This is a genomic window from Lentzea flaviverrucosa (genome assembly GCF_003350445.1).
GTDB lineage: Bacteria > Actinomycetota > Actinomycetes > Mycobacteriales > Pseudonocardiaceae > Lentzea > Lentzea californiensis.
This window is the reverse complement of sequence record NZ_QQAU01000001.1, coordinates 125444-139342: the sequence shown is the minus strand read 5'-3', so window position 1 is coordinate 139342 and position 13899 is coordinate 125444. Positions and strand designations below refer to the sequence as shown.

Sequence of the window (13899 nt, the reverse complement as noted above, 5' to 3'; positions counted from 1 at the left end):
GACCGGCCCGAGAGGCAGACAAGTCATGCGATCCACACGACGGCGCACAGGCGCTTTCCTGCTCAGCCTTGCCCTCACCGTCCCGCTCGCCGCGTGCGGGAGTTCCGGTGACAGCGCCGGGGGCGCGACGACCCTGGACTACTGGCTGTGGGACGACCGGCAGCTGGCCGCCTACCAGGAGTGCGCCGACGCGTTCCACGCCGCCAACCCGGACATCACCGTCAAGATCTCGCAGACGGCCTGGAACCAGTACTGGCAGAACCTCACCACCCAGCTCGCCTCGGGCGAAGCCCCCGACGTGTGGACCAACCAGAGCACCTACTACCCGCAGTTCGCCACCCAGAACCAGCTCCTGGACGTGGAACCGTTCGTCCAGCGCGACAAGGTCGACCTGACCGCCTACCAGCAGGGCCTGAGCGACGTGTGGGTCAAGGACGGCAAGCGCTACGGACTGCCGAAGGACTGGGACACGATGGCGCTGGTGGTCAACACCGAAGCGCTCGGCAAGCAGGGCGTCGACCCGGCGCAGCTGGAGGACCTCACCTGGAACCCGGCCGACGGCGGCACGTTCGAGCAGGTGATCGCCAAGGCCACCGTCGACGCCGCCGGCCGCAACGGTCTCGACCCCGCGTTCGACAAGGACGACGTCCAGGTCTACGGGTTCCTCCCCGAGTGGGCCGACGGCGGCAACGGACAGAACGGCTGGGGCATCCTCGCCGCGGCCAACGGGTTCAGCTACCTCGACAAGAACCCCTGGGGCACCCAGTACAGGTACGGCGACCCCAAGCTGGCCGAGACCATCACCTGGTTCAAGCGCCTCATCGACAAGGGGTACGCGCCCCGTCTCGACAAGCAGTCCAGCGTCGCCAACTCGGAGCTTCTCCTCGCGGGCAAGGGCGCGATCTCCTTCACCGGCTCGTGGACCATCCTCACCTTCACCGACGCCAAGGTGAAGCAGAAGTTCGCCTTCAAGCCGCTGCCGGTTGGACCGTCGGGACGCAAGAGCCCCATCAACGGCCTGTCCGACGCCATCTGGGCCGGGAGCGAGCATCCGGAGCAGGCCTGGAAGTGGGTCAAGTTCCTGGGCTCGTCCGACTGCCAGGACCGCGTCGCCCGACGTGCCGTGGTGTTCCCCGCCATCACCAGTGCGAGCGCGAAGGCGGATGCGGCACACCAGGCCCAGGGCCGTGACGTGCGAGCGTTCACCGGCGCCGCCGAGAACACCTTCCTGCTGCCCATCACGGAGCACGGCACCGAGCTCAACCTGATGGTCCAGGACGCCATCCAGTCCGTCGTCCTCGGCGACGCCAAGGCCGACGAGGGGCTGAAGGATCTGAACGACAAGGTCAACGCCCTCTTCAAGTAGCCCGTCTGCTCCATCTCATGCGAGGACACCCATGGCCCAATTCCTGACCGTCGGCGGCCGCACGTTCGGCGCCGAGCTCGAGGGCAGCGCCATTCCGCGGCTCGTCAACGGAGGACTGCTGCTGCCACCCGGACGAGTCGCGCTCCTGCACGGACTCGGCGACGCGCTCTTCTACCGCCACGGACACAACTCCTGGAGTCCCTGCGGATGGCGCCGCCTCTCCGACGTGCCCCTGCGCATCGCCAGTGCGCAGCGCCGCCTCACGGCCGACGACACCACCTGGGACGACCCGAGCCGGCACCACTCCTCGGCGGTCGCGGCCCTGGAAGGACCGGACGGTCGGGTTCTGCTCCTCGGAGCACTGGGTCTGGGCGTACCCCGGCTCGCCGCCGATCGGGACACCCTCGTCGGCTGGTACGAGTCGGGCGGGGCCCCGTGGTTTCTTGCGTACGGCGACGAGGACGAGGTCTTCGCCGCCTACTCGGAGCAGCTCGGCGCACGCCTGGGTCGCAGCACCAAGCGGGCCGGCAACGTGTGGTGCAGTTGGTACGCCTACTACGAGAACATCACCGAGGACCAGCTCGCCGAGGACGTCACCGCGCTGCGGGGCCTGCCCTTCGACGTCGCCCAGATCGATGACGGGTGGGAGGAACAGGTGGGCGACTGGCACGCCAACAGCAAGTTCCCCGCCGGGATGCGGGCACTGGCCGACCGGATCACGGACGCGGGGCTGCGTCCCGGTCTGTGGCTCGCCCCGTTCATCGTCCACCCCGACTCCCAGACCGCGCGCAAGCGGCCGGAACTCCTGCTGCGCGACGACGGCGGAGCACCGGTCGTGGCGGGCCACAACTGGGGGACCGGGTACTGGACGCTCGACCTCACACTGCGCTCGGCGCAGGAACACCTGCGGGAGACCATCCACCGCGTCACCCACGAGTGGGGGTTCACCTACCTCAAGCTCGACTTCCTCCAGGCCGGCACCACGCCAGGATCCCGCTCCGCCGACGTGGACCGCGAAGAGGCGTACCAGACCGGCCTGCGCGCGATCCGGGAAGCAGCGGGGCAGGATGCCTACCTGCTGGGCAGTGGCGCGCCGCTGCTGCCGTCCCTCGGTCTGATCGACGGGCTGCGCAGCGGCCCCGACGTCGCCCCGATGTGGGACCACTACGCCACGCAGGACCCTTCCGACGCCCTGGCCCGCAACGCCGTCGTCAACACCCTGCACCGCCTGTGGCACGCGCCCCTGCTCGAAGTCGACCCGGACGTCGTGTACTTCCGCAGCCGCCTCAACCTGCTCACCGGCCGGCAGCAGAGCTGGCTTCGCGACCTGGCCGACATCTGCGGCTTCCGGGCGATCTCGGATCCACCCGGCTGGTTGCGCCCCGACGAACTGGAGGCGATGACCCACTACCTCGGCCACCGGCCCGACATCCGCAGGCTGGGTCGCTACCGGTTCTCGCTCGACGGTCGTGAGGTGGACTTCACCCCGGCGGTCGACCCGGGCGTGGGACAGGCGTATCCGATCTCCTGAGCCCGGCGCGCGACCGGACTTAGTAAACTGCGTAGCATTATTCAGAGGTGGTACGCGCTTTCCAGAGGGGCACAGCATGGCGATGAGCGGAACAGACCTGTCCCGGATGCGGGAGCTGAACCAGCTGTCCGTCCTGTGGGCCCTGCGCGGCACCGCGCCCTCGACCGTCACCGAGCTCGCGGGCCGGACCGGCCTGTCCCGGCCCGCCGCGGACGTGCTCGTGCAACAGCTGGTGGCCGACGGCTGGGCGGAGGTCGAGGAACCGGGGGCCAGCAGCACGGTGGGACGTCCCGCCCGGCGCTACCGCTTCCGCGCCAAGGCCGGACACGTGCTCGGCATCGACATCGGCGTGCACAAGATCCTCGTCATGCTCTGCGACCTGGAGGGGAACCTGGTCCAGTCGCTGCGCCGCCCGGCCGACCCGCAGGCCGGTCCGGGCGAGCGGCTCGCGGCGGTCGACCAGACCATCGACGACGTGCTGCACGAGGCCGGCATGGCGGCTCCCGACATCTGGGCGATCACCGTGGGAGTGACCGGCCCGGTCGACGAGAACGGGCGCACCATCGTCTCCACCCCCTTGCCGGGCTGGTGCGAGGCCGATCCCGTCGCTCATCTGCGCACACGGTTCACCTGCCCGATCCGGGTGGAGAACGACTGCAAGCTCGCCGCGGTCGCCGAACGCTGGAAGGGCGTCGCCCAGGACGCCGACGACATCGTCTACCTGCTCGCCGGTCTGCGCACCGGCGCAGGCCTCATCATCGACGGCACCCTTCGCCGCGGTCACGGCGGCGTGGCCGGAGAAATAGGAGCACTCAAGGCCGTGCGGTGGCTCAACGCACCGGATCACCTCACGGCCTACCCCGGGGCGCCCTCGGGCGCCAAACCCGGCGAGGCGGCAGCCTGGGTGTTCCAGGCCGCGCGGGAGGGCGACAGCGCGGCGAAGACCGCCGTCCAGCGCTACATCCGCGACCTCGCCGTCGGCGTCGCCGCGCTCGTGCTCACCCTCGACCCGCAGATAGTCGTGTACGGCGGCGGGTTCTCCCGTTCCGCCGACCTGGTCCTCGACCCGTTGCGCCGCGAACTCGCCAAGCACTGCCTGCGCGTGCCGGAACTGCGCGCTTCCACGCTCAGCGACGAAGGCGTCGCACTGGGGGCGCTGCGACTGGCCCTGGACCAGGTCGACAACACACTGCTCAGCAGTCAGCTCGCCGCGCCGGTCGCACCCCAGTTCTCCTGACGCACCGGACCGTCCACAGTGAACATCGGGGTGTCCGCTCAGACCTGTACCACCTGGACCCCGCGCTCACGGAACCGCTTGACGTCGTCATCCCCGGCACCGGTGTCGGTGATCAGCACGTCGACCTCCGGCGTCGCGCAGATCGAGGCGAACGCCCGCGCCCCGATCTTGGAGGAGTCCGCCACGACCACGACCTTGCCCGCCCGCTGGGCCAGCAGCCTGTTGATCGCGGCCTCGCCTTCGTGGTGCGCTGAGACGCCCGCGACCGCGTCGATCGCGTCCACGCCCAGAAAGGTGATGTCGAGGCTCAGTTCGTTGAGGATCTTCTCCGCCAACGAGGACATCAGCTCGTAGGACTGCGCCCGCGCCACGCCGCCGGTGACGACGAGCTTCACCTGAGGACGCACCGAAAGCTCGTTGGCGATGTTCAACGCGTTGGTCACCACCGTGATCACGGCATCGCCCTCTGACCGCATGACGAGCGTTCGTGCGACCTCGGTCGTCGTCGTCCCGCCGTTCAGCCCGACCACCGCGCCGGGCCACACCATGTCCGCGGCCGCCCGCGCGATCCGCTGCTTCTCCTCCGCGTGCCGCACCGTCTTGTAGCGCATCGGGAGGTGGTAAGCGACTGCGTGGGTCACCGCGCCGCCACGGGTCCGGGTCAGCAGTTGCTGTTCGGCGAGGTGGTCCAGGTCCCGGCGGATCGTCGCAGCCGAGACCTCCAACCGCTCCGAGATCTCATCCACCTCGACGCGCCCCCGCTCGCCGAGGATCTCCAACAGCGCGTTCAGCCGCTCATACCTGTTCATCGCGACCTCCGAGCGGACATCATTGCGCTACTCGGTGACGGGTGATCGCGGCCAGCGCCGCACCTCGGCAGCCCGCCAGGCCGCCGAGCGTCGCGCGAACCAGCCGCGGTTCGCGTTGGAACTTCAAGCGAGCCGACAGGCCTCTGGCGAGTGGCTCGAGCAGCAGCCGGTTCGCGCCGGACAGGCCACCTCCCACCACCACGACCTCGGGAGCGAGCACGCTCGCCGTCCAGGCCAGTGCCGTGACCAGGCCCTCGACGGCGTCCTCCCACACGGTGACCGCCTCGGGTTCGCCCGCCTCGACCCGGCGCGCGACCTCGACAGCGCCTCGGATCTCCCTGCCGGTCAGGGTTGTGTAGCGGCGGGCGATGGCCGCTGCGGAGGCGACGGCCTCCAGACACCCGGTGCCCCCGCACAGGCAGGGCTCGCCGTGACCGACGTCGACGTGACCCAGTTCGCCGGCGTACCCGTCGGCATCGTGCACGTGGCCGTCGGTCACCAGAGCGGAGGCGATGCCAGTACCGATCGGGATGAACAGCATCGTGCGCGCACCACGACCGCCGCCGAGCTGGTTCTCGGCCAGCGCGCCGGCACGCACGTCGTGGGTGAACGCGACAGGCCGGCCGAGGCGATCGCTGAGCAGGTCGGCGAAGGGCACGTCACGCCAGCCCAGGTTCTCCGAGAACACGCCGATGCCACGCCGTTCGTCCACGATGCCGGGCACCGCGACGCCCACCTGGTCGGACGGCAGTTCCTCGGCGAGCTGGCCCACCACGTCGAGGACTTCCGGTACGACCGAGGGGCCACGCCCAGGTGTCGGACGTGACCTCGTCTCGAGCACGGTGCCCGCCTCATCGACCAGCACCGCTTTGATGGCAGTGCCGCCGACGTCCACGCCGAGCACAGGCACGGAGTCCCCGATCTGATCGAAGATGTTCATTTAAGGGGTCGAGTATGCAGCTGCGCACATCTTTCAATCAAGGACACGTCGTCACAGGCGGCCTGTGGCCTTCGTCAGCGGGCGGTGTGCGGACGGGCAGTACCGCCGGTCAACGCCCGGCGCAGGACCTCGCCTGCGCCGCAGAACCGGGCCGATGAGCGGGAGGACGGCCGTGTTCGAGGAAATGAGGAATCGCCGAGCCGCCCGCCGAGCCGCCCGGCGGGTCAAGTCCGCCCGATCTGCACGTCGACGGCCGGCACCACGTCCGCTCCCGGTTCCCGGCCGAAGGGCGCCGGGAGCGCCTCGACCGCGCCCACCCGGCGCTCAGCTTCCCCTCGACGATCGTGCTCCTCGTCTCGCTGGCCGGATAGTTCTGCTTGGTCGGACGGAGTTGTAGAGTGTCGAATTGAAGAATTCTTCAATTCGACAGGTTGTGGTCCCGTGAACGAGTTCGAGGACAGCCTGCTCCTCCGCGTCGAGCAGGCGGAACGAGCAGTGCGGCGAGCGGTGGAGCAGCAGGACGAGTACGCGGCGGAGGTGCACGGCGCCGATCTGGCCAACCTGCGGCGCCTGGCCGCTGAGCACGGCGTGGCGGTCGGCGCCCACGAGGAGGGCTGAGCGGTGCCGGTTCCGCTGTACCAGGCGAAGGCGGAGTTCTTCCGGATGCTCGGCCATCCCGTGCGCATCCGGGTGCTGGAGCTGTTGCAGGACGGCCCGAAGGCGGTGCGGGACCTGCTCGCCGAGATCGAGGTCGAGGCGTCCAACCTCTCCGCGCAGCTGGCCGTGTTGCGCAGGTCCGGCATCGTGACCGCGACCCGCGAGGGCTCGACGGTGGTGTACGCGCTCGCGGGTGCGGACGTGGCCGATCTGATGAAGGCGGCCAGGAGGATCCTCACCGAGTTGCTGGTCGGGCAGAACGAGCTGCTCGCGCAGCTGCGCGAGGACAGCGCGTGAGAGCATTCCTGCCCGCGAAGGCGGACTGGTCGGCCGCGAAGCCGAGAGATGTCGTCGCGGGTCTGACGGTCGCGGTGGTGGCGTTGCCGCTGGCGCTGGGATTCGGTGTGGCGTCAGGACTCGGCGCCGCCGCCGGGCTGGCCACCGCGATCGTGGCCGGCACTTTGGCCGCGGTCTTCGGCGGCTCCAGCCTGCAGGTGTCCGGTCCCACCGGCGCGATGACGGTGGTGCTGGTACCGATCGTCGCGGCGTTCGGGCCGGGCGGCGTGCTGACCGTCGGTCTGCTCGCGGGCGTGCTGCTCCTCGCACTGGCCGCGGCCAGAGCCGGGCGCTACATGCGCTACGTGCCCGCTCCCGTGGTCGAGGGCTTCACCATCGGCATCGCCGCGGTCATCGCACTGCAACAGATCCCCGCTGCACTCGGCGTGCCCACCCCCGACGGGCACAACGTCGTGGTGAACGCCGTCCACGCGTTCGGCTCCGGCCCTGCTCTGCCCGCAGTCGCCCTCGCGGCCGGGGTCGTCGTGATCATGCTCTTCGGCGCGCGCTGGAAACCGGCGATCCCGTTCTCGCTGCTGGCCGTCGCGGCGGGCACGGTGGTCGCGGAGATCTGGTCCCTGCCCGTGCCGCGAATCGGCGCGTTGCCCGCGTTGCTGCCGGCGCCGTCGCTGTCCTTCCTGGACTGGGGTGCGCTGTGGTCGCTGCTGCCGTCGGCGGTCGCGGTGGCCGCGCTCGCCGCGCTGGAGAGCCTGCTGTCCGCGACGGTCGCCGACGGCATGAGCGTGAACCAGCGGCACGACCCGGACCGCGAGCTCTTCGGCCAGGGCATCGCCAACGTCATCACGCCGATGTTCGGCGGCGTGCCCGCGACCGCGGCCATCGCCAGGACCGCGGTCAACGTCCGGTCCGGTGCGAGCTCGCGGCTCGCGGCACTGGTGCACGCGGTGACGCTCGCCGCCATCATGCTGGTCGCGGCCCCCGTGGTCGGGCGCATCCCGCTGGCCGTGCTGGCCGGTGTTCTGCTCGCCACCGCGGTGCGGATGGTCGAGGTCGGTTCGGTGCGGGTGCTGATGCGCGCGAACCGCTCCGACGCGGTGGTGCTCGCCCTCACCGCGATCGCCACCCTGGCGCTCGACCTCATCACCGCCGTGATCGTCGGCCTGGTCGTGGCGGGAGCGCTGGCACTGCGCGCCGTCGCCAGATCGGCACGCATCGACGAGGAGCCACTGGAGCCCGGCGACCACACGCTGGAGGAGCACGAACTGCTCGCCCAGCACATCGTCGCCTACCGCCTGGACGGACCGCTGTTCTTCGCCGCGGCACACCGCTTCCTGCTGGAGCTCACCGAGATCACGGCGGTCTCCGTGGTGATCCTGCGCATGTCACATGTGTCCACAATGGATGGCACTGGAGTGCTGGTCCTGCGTGACGCCGTCGAGAGGCTGGAGCGCAGGGGAGTCACCGTGCTGCTCTCCGGCGTGCGCGACGAGCACCGCCGCCAGCTGGAGGTGCACGCGGTACCGGCGTTCGCCAGCACGCCAGAAGCCATCGAGTACGCACGAGACCATCTGCGCCGCAACGGGACGCTGCCGTGACGAACTCTGCGCGACGAAGTAAGCAACCCGCAAGGTTCGGGCGAGTCAGAAGGCTCATGTTTTGACAGCGGCCTTGCGAAAATGGCGGCAAAGCATCGGCCGTGTTGTCATTTCGAGGATGTGTGGGGGCTTCGTGTCGTCTGCCGGCCGGCCAGGCGGCACCCCGAGAACCTGCAGCGTCGACCTCGACGACCACGTCGGCAACGTGGCCGGGGTTCGCCATCTGACCCGCGATGTTCTGCGGCACATCTCGAACGATGATCTCGAGGACGTGTTGCTCGTGGTCACCGAGCTGGTGAGCAACGCCTTCGACCACGGCGAGGCTCCCCGGTTGATGCGTTTGACCGTGACTCCGCGGCCGTACGTGGTGCGGTGCGAGGTCGATGATGCTGCGGAACGGTTGCCGGTTCTGGGCCGCTCTCGGTCAGGTGGGTTTCGCGGCAGAGGAATGGTGCTGGTCGACGAGTTGGCAACGGCCTGGGGTGTCGTACCCGGAAACGACTTCAAGACCGTGTGGGCCGAGTTGAAGTGCGAACCGCGCTGACCGGAGCCGCGACGGATGCGTCAGAGCGGTGTCGAGCCGAGCTGTCTGGTTCTGAAGGCTGACGACGGCAGGCAGTTCCTGCTCCTCGGCGGAATCCCGGCCGTACTGGACGCTGTCGCGCTGGTCGTCGCAGTCGACGCGGGAGGTGGCTGGGCTGACTCCGGTCAGATCCAGCCGAGATCAGCGGTGGTCACGGTGGGCTCGCCGCCTGCCTCGGTGAAGGCGGTCAGCGCATCGACGAGTCCTCGGCGTTCATCCGCGGGCATCCTCGCGACGATCTTCCCGATCGCCGCACGCCGCCGCCGTGTCACGCCGCGCACGACCCGGCGGCCCTCATCGGTCAGTTCGGTCACGACCTCACGGCGTGTTGCCGGGTTCGACTGACGAGCGACCATCCCGGTCGTCACGAGGCGGTCGACCATGCGGGTCACGGTGGACGGGTTGACGTCCAGCAGTTCGGCCAACGAACTGAGCTTCATCGCTCCCCGGCTGTCCAGGACCACGAGCATCCGGAACTGCGGCAGGGTCAGGGTCTCCTCGAACGCCGCGAGCGAGCGGGCGGACACGGCGACCAGCAGGCGCGAAGCTGTGAGCACGGCGTCGGTGAGCGCGTCGACGTCGTTCGCGCCGACCTTGGACCGGGTCATGCGACTGTTGTACCGCAACTTCGGTGCTGTGATCACAGAGCAGGTTGGTGCACTGCCTGTTTTGTACGGCATTCGGCAGCTACGACGGATTCGAGGGCGTCGAGAGCTGACTCGACCCAGGTGTCGACCGTGTTCCGCGACGCTCCGGGCGGACCGGTCAGGCGCACGGACACCGCGCTGCGGCCTGCGGTCAGCCGGAGGACCTGGAGGGTGCCGTTGCAACTCGTCGTGGTTTCGCTGCCCCAGCTGATGCGCAACCGTTCCCAGTCGATGACGACCTGCCGCTCGACGTCGACATCAGCGTGCAGGCCCGGCAACCACAGTCGGATGAGGTTGGGTCCGGACAACTCGACCTCGATGGAGTCGGGCAGCCAGGCGGTCATGTTGTCGAGATCGGAGAGAACGTCGAAGACTGCGTCCGCGTCGGCGGGCATGGATCGGCTTCGGCTCAAAACGGAGTCCTTCCGGCGGATTCCGTCCATCCTGTACGGCTTTCCGGCCGCTGCGCCTGACGAGTGTCTAACGATCGCCTGTCGCGCCGGGTGACGGAGTGAGCGCCGTCGAGGCGGCAGGCGTGCTCAAGGTGGTTGACGTGGTCGCCGGCGTCGAATGGCGCCGTTGCGTCACCACTGGCGTAGGCGCCTCGTTGTGCGTGGTCGTGGTGCCCAGCGGTTCCGGTTCATCCTGTGTGGACACTCCACACGCGGCGGTCAGAAGGCATGCGGCGGCGACCAACAAGATCCTCATGCGAAGGCCTCCGGAAGCTCCACGACGAATCGCGCTCCACCGCCAGGGCGGTCCTCGACCCACACCTCGCCGTGATGGCGGCGGACGTGTTCGGCGACGAGCGCCAGGCCGAGGCCGCTGCCGGTGTCGGCACCCCGGCTGCCGGCTCTGGCGCCACGGGTGAATCGTTCGAACACCTGGCTCCTCATGTCACGAGGCACGCCGGGTCCCGCGTCATCGACCTCGAGCCGGATGTTGCCGTCCTGGTGGAGCACGGCCAGCCGGACAGCGCCTCCGGCGTGCTGCTCGGCGTTCTCGATGAGGTTGCCGATGACACGGTCGAGCCTGCGCCGGTCGCCGAGCACCAGTGGCGGCGGCGGCTCGACGACGATCTCGACGTCCTGGCCCAGCCGCAGACCCGCAGCGCCGTGCACGAGGCCACCGACGTCGAGCGGTTCGAAGTCGGCCTTGTCGCCGTCCTGGTCGGCTCGGCTGATCTCCATCAGGTCGACCACCATGCGGGCGAACCTGTCTACCTCGGACGTGAGCAGCCCGAGTGCCTTGCCTGCCGTGCCGGGCAACTCCGCCTGCCGGCGCCGGAGCACCGCGGCGGCGTTGACCATCGTCGTGAGGGGCGAGCGGAGTTCGTGGCTGACGTCGCCCGCGAACCGGGCATCGCGCAGCACACGTTGCTCCAACGCGTCGGCAGTCGTGTTGAACGTGCTGGCCAGTGGCCCGAGATCGGGATCGCGCTGGCTGGGCAGGCGTGCTTTCAGATCGCCGCCGGCGATGCGTGACGCGGCGTCGGTCAGTTCGGTCAACGGTCTCAACGCGCGTCTGCTGGCCCACGAACCGAGTCCGACACCGAGCATGCCGCTGAGCACCGTTCCGGCGATCAGCAGGCCGCTGAGGAAGCGGAAGGTGCGGTCGAGCTGGACGAGCTGGAAGAGTTCGACGTAGACGCCCTGCCCGTCGGCCAGCGACTGGGCCACCGCGATCACCGGGATGCCGTCGGCACGGAGGCGTTGCCTCGCGGGTGTGCCGTCGCGTGCCATCACGATCAGCTGGGGAGGAACGACAGCGGGATCGACCTGCCGTCCGCTCGTCAGCACCTCGTCCCCGCGGAAGAGCATGATCGTCGAATCCGGGTTGGTGGTGAGACCGGTCAGCAGTTCGGTCAGACCGTCCGAATTGGAGCGCACGGCCTCCTCGACCAAGCGCAGGTTGACCTCTGCCTGACGAGTCGTGGCCTGCACGCGTTGCCGGAGCATGTAGTCCGACGCGAGGTTCCACGTCGCGATGGCCAGCAGACTGGTCACGAGCACAGAACCGAGGCCGAACGCGGCCGCCACCCGCCAGCGCAGGGAGAGGCGGGGCACCATCACCTCGGCGGGCCGATCTTGTAACCGGAACCGCGGACCGTCAGCACGAACACCGGGTCTTCGGCGTTGTGCTCGACCTTCGTGCGCAGTCTGCGGATGTGCACGTCGAGCAGCCGGGTGTCGCCGTAGTAGTCGTACCCCCACACCCGCTGCAACAGCTGCTCCCTGGTGACGATGCGCCCGCCGGCACCGGCCAGTTCGGCGAGCAGGCGGAACTCGGTGCGCGTCAACCGGATCTCCTCGCCGCCGCGTTTGACGACGCCTTCGTCCGGCCAGATCTCCAAGTCTTCGATGCGGTAGGAGAGGTTCTCCCGCGTGCCGCCACGGCGCCGCAACAGTGCTCGGATGCGTGCGGCCAGCTCGCTCGCCACCAGAGGTTTGGTCACGTAGTCGTCCGCACCCGCTTCCAGCCCGGCGATGACGTCGGGCGTGTCGGTGCGCGCCGTCACGATGATGATCGGCAGATCGCCCTGAGCGCGCAGTCTCCTGCAGACCTGCAGACCGTCCACCCCGGGAAGCATGAGGTCGAGCAGGACGACGTCGAAGGAGCCGTTGTCGAGCCGGCTCAGCGCGTCTTCGCCCGAGACGGCCTCGTCCACGGCGAAGCCCTCGTCCGCGAGGGCCAGGCCGAGTGCCTGGCGGATGCGCTCGTCGTCGTCCACGAGCAGCACGGAGAAATCCATGTCCCGCTTTTCTTCGTAGGTTTCTAGTGCTGCTTCTACCACGTTGCCATGGTGACCGCACCGCGCAGGATATGTATGCCTTCGAAAGGAGTTCGTAAGGTTGCACAATGCACGCGTCAGGCATGCTTGGCGCCGCGGGGGATCGCCCGTAGTGGGCGCGTGCCCGCGCGCTTCCGGGGAAGGTCAGACGTCAGCCGACGAGAGACGGCCGGCGTCTGTCTCGGGATGATGAGAGGCTCTACCAGTCGTGACAGGCATGCCCACCACCGACGAAGGAATGACGGGGACGATCCTGGTGTGCGACGGGTGCGGGCGTTCGCGCCGCACCAGCGCCACGGGACTGTTCGCGTGGGACTTGCTGTGGCTGCAGGCCGATCAGGCAGGGTGGACCGGCTCCGACAGGCCGCTGGGGCCCCACTACTGCACGATCTGCGCCGATAACGAGTAGATAACGTTTGCACAATGCAATAATCTTGCCGGTCCGTTTCGTCCGTATCCCTCCGTGTCGGTACACACGATCGCCGCTCTACGCGGAGGGAGATCCACGTGCTCACACGTCTCGCCCAGGTGGTGACGGCGCTCGCGATCCTCTGCTCGCTCGCGGCTCCGCAGGCGGCCGCCCAACCCGAATTCGGGCCGGAGTACACGCAGACCCAGTTCGGCCCCATGGGCCCCGCGGGCAGGGACATGCTCGTCAAGGTTCGGCTGGCGGGACTGTGGGAAGGGCCCGCGGGCCGGCTGGGACTGGAGAAGTCCGCCAACCCTCTCGTCAAGGAGGCGGGCCGGCATCTGATCAGCGGTCACGCCGAACTGGACGCCAAGGTCCTCGAGCTCGGACGCACGCTGAACGTCCCGCTGCCCAGCGATTCCAACGCCGACCAGAAGGGTTGGATCGCGGAGATGACCAACGCCCCGGCCGGCAGCGCCGAGTTCGACCGGGTCTTCGCCAACCGCCTCCGCGCGGCACACGGTGGCGTCTACAAGTTCCTCGCGGTCGTCCGCACCGGCACCCGCAACACCCTGATCCGGGACTTCGCCAAGCGCTGCATGGAGGTGGTGCTCGACCACATCCAGGTCCTCGAAGCGACCGGCATGGTCGATTTCACCGACACGGAGGCCATCCCGCTCGCCGCGCTCGCCGCCGCGCCGGTCGGTCCCGCGCCCGTTCCCGCCGTTCCCCCGGCGGTGCCCACCGTGCCCAGGACGCAGAACATCGCTCAGGAGAACGGAAGTGGCGGCTCCGACGCGATCCTCGGTGTCCTTGTGATGGTGGCTGTCGTGGGCGGGATCTACCTGTGGACAGGTGGACGTCCGCGCCGCTCGCGCTCGTCGCGAGAATGAGGTCACATCGCAAGTGCTTCGCAAGGTTGCACAGTGCGGGTCTCCATCAGAATGACGGGGCGGACGTCTCCGATCGGGGCGGGCGTCCGCGCCAGGCCACCACGGGGAGATCCGGGTGCCGGCCGGCAGGATCGGCCGGCACCC

At 69.1% G+C, this 13899-nt stretch carries 15 protein-coding genes; 9 read left to right on the top strand and 6 right to left on the bottom strand.

Features of this window, described 5'->3' with window-relative positions; translation table 11 throughout:
• Positions 1–25: 25 nt before the first annotated feature.
• The 3 genes from DFR72_RS00765 to DFR72_RS00755 all read left to right on the top strand — a co-directional run bounded on the left by DFR72_RS00765 (position 26) and on the right by DFR72_RS00755 (position 4134).
• A complete protein-coding gene (locus DFR72_RS00765; RefSeq protein ID WP_090072837.1) occupies positions 26–1366 on the top strand; it encodes an ABC transporter substrate-binding protein in 1341 nt (446 codons plus the stop codon).
• A gap of 31 nt (positions 1367–1397) precedes the next feature.
• Positions 1398–2897: a glycoside hydrolase family 36 protein gene (locus tag DFR72_RS00760; protein ID WP_090072839.1), complete on the top strand. Its 1500-nt coding sequence runs from the start codon at positions 1398–1400 to the stop codon at positions 2895–2897.
• 82 nt (positions 2898–2979) lie between these two features.
• The gene (locus DFR72_RS00755) at positions 2980–4134 is read left to right on the top strand and encodes an ROK family transcriptional regulator (RefSeq protein ID WP_211335251.1); all 1155 of its coding nucleotides are present in this window, start codon (positions 2980–2982) and stop codon (positions 4132–4134) included.
• A 38-nt stretch (positions 4135–4172) separates the two neighbouring features.
• Here the strand turns inward: DFR72_RS00755 and DFR72_RS00750 are convergent, their stop codons facing one another.
• Positions 4173–4943: a DeoR/GlpR family DNA-binding transcription regulator gene (locus DFR72_RS00750; protein ID WP_090072843.1), complete on the bottom strand. Its 771-nt coding sequence runs from the start codon at positions 4941–4943 to the stop codon at positions 4173–4175.
• A 19-nt stretch (positions 4944–4962) separates the two neighbouring features.
• A complete protein-coding gene (locus DFR72_RS00745; RefSeq protein ID WP_090072845.1) occupies positions 4963–5883 on the bottom strand; it encodes an ROK family protein in 921 nt (306 codons plus the stop codon).
• Positions 5884–6324: 441 nt separating this feature from the next.
• On the opposite strand from DFR72_RS00745, the gene DFR72_RS45245 reads away from it, so the two are divergent.
• From DFR72_RS45245 to DFR72_RS00730, 4 genes are all read left to right on the top strand, one after another.
• Positions 6325–6501 (top strand): hypothetical protein, encoded by a 177-nt coding sequence (locus DFR72_RS45245; protein ID WP_170176072.1) that lies wholly within the window; start codon positions 6325–6327, stop codon positions 6499–6501.
• A gap of 3 nt (positions 6502–6504) precedes the next feature.
• Positions 6505–6837, top strand: coding sequence for an ArsR/SmtB family transcription factor (locus tag DFR72_RS00740; RefSeq protein ID WP_090072848.1), 333 nt, complete (start codon positions 6505–6507; stop codon positions 6835–6837).
• Entirely contained in the window at positions 6834–8432 is a 1599-nt protein-coding gene (locus DFR72_RS00735; protein WP_090072851.1) for a SulP family inorganic anion transporter, read from the top strand. Before DFR72_RS00740 ends, DFR72_RS00735 begins: the two co-directional genes overlap by 4 nt.
• A gap of 61 nt (positions 8433–8493) precedes the next feature.
• Positions 8494–8976, top strand: a complete 483-nt coding sequence (locus DFR72_RS00730) for an ATP-binding protein (protein ID WP_143086995.1) — start codon at positions 8494–8496, stop codon at positions 8974–8976.
• 164 nt (positions 8977–9140) lie between these two features.
• Here DFR72_RS00730 and DFR72_RS00725 read toward each other — a convergent pair whose 3' ends face one another.
• The 4 genes from DFR72_RS00725 to DFR72_RS00710 all read right to left on the bottom strand — a co-directional run bounded on the left by DFR72_RS00725 (position 9141) and on the right by DFR72_RS00710 (position 12414).
• Positions 9141–9623 (bottom strand): MarR family winged helix-turn-helix transcriptional regulator, encoded by a 483-nt coding sequence (locus DFR72_RS00725; RefSeq protein ID WP_090073098.1) that lies wholly within the window; start codon positions 9621–9623, stop codon positions 9141–9143.
• Positions 9624–9655: 32 nt separating this feature from the next.
• The gene (locus tag DFR72_RS00720; protein ID WP_170176071.1) at positions 9656–10075 is read right to left on the bottom strand and encodes an SRPBCC family protein; all 420 of its coding nucleotides are present in this window, start codon (positions 10073–10075) and stop codon (positions 9656–9658) included.
• Positions 10076–10366: 291 nt separating this feature from the next.
• A complete protein-coding gene (locus DFR72_RS00715; protein ID WP_090072857.1) occupies positions 10367–11731 on the bottom strand; it encodes a sensor histidine kinase in 1365 nt (454 codons plus the stop codon).
• Entirely contained in the window at positions 11731–12414 is a 684-nt protein-coding gene (locus tag DFR72_RS00710) for a response regulator transcription factor (RefSeq protein ID WP_090072859.1), read from the bottom strand. Before DFR72_RS00710 ends, DFR72_RS00715 begins: the two co-directional genes overlap by 1 nt.
• Before the next feature lie 277 nt (positions 12415–12691).
• On the opposite strand from DFR72_RS00710, the gene DFR72_RS45240 reads away from it, so the two are divergent.
• Both DFR72_RS45240 and DFR72_RS00700 read left to right on the top strand, forming a co-directional pair.
• Entirely contained in the window at positions 12692–12862 is a 171-nt protein-coding gene (locus tag DFR72_RS45240; RefSeq protein ID WP_170176070.1) for a hypothetical protein, read from the top strand.
• A 98-nt stretch (positions 12863–12960) separates the two neighbouring features.
• Positions 12961–13755, top strand: a complete 795-nt coding sequence (locus DFR72_RS00700) for a DUF4142 domain-containing protein (protein ID WP_211335250.1) — start codon at positions 12961–12963, stop codon at positions 13753–13755.
• Positions 13756–13899 lie beyond the last annotated feature (144 nt).

Excerpts from the sequence above, each read along its gene's own strand:
- DFR72_RS00750 (WP_090072843.1), bottom strand. The coding sequence starts at position 4,943 with ATGAACAGGTATGAGCGGCTGAACGCGCTGTTGGAGATCCTCGGCGAG.
- DFR72_RS00765 (WP_090072837.1), top strand. The coding sequence starts at position 26 with ATGCGATCCACACGACGGCGCACAGGCGCTTTCCTGCTCAGCCTTGCC.
- DFR72_RS00715 (WP_090072857.1), bottom strand. The coding sequence starts at position 11,731 with ATGGTGCCCCGCCTCTCCCTGCGCTGGCGGGTGGCGGCCGCGTTCGGC.
- DFR72_RS00745 (WP_090072845.1), bottom strand. The coding sequence starts at position 5,883 with ATGAACATCTTCGATCAGATCGGGGACTCCGTGCCTGTGCTCGGCGTG.
- DFR72_RS00725 (WP_090073098.1), bottom strand. The coding sequence starts at position 9,623 with ATGACCCGGTCCAAGGTCGGCGCGAACGACGTCGACGCGCTCACCGAC.
- DFR72_RS00760 (WP_090072839.1), top strand. The coding sequence starts at position 1,398 with ATGGCCCAATTCCTGACCGTCGGCGGCCGCACGTTCGGCGCCGAGCTC.
- DFR72_RS45240 (WP_170176070.1), top strand. The coding sequence starts at position 12,692 with ATGACGGGGACGATCCTGGTGTGCGACGGGTGCGGGCGTTCGCGCCGC.
- DFR72_RS00755 (WP_211335251.1), top strand. The coding sequence starts at position 2,980 with ATGAGCGGAACAGACCTGTCCCGGATGCGGGAGCTGAACCAGCTGTCC.
- DFR72_RS00710 (WP_090072859.1), bottom strand. The coding sequence starts at position 12,414 with ATGGATTTCTCCGTGCTGCTCGTGGACGACGACGAGCGCATCCGCCAG.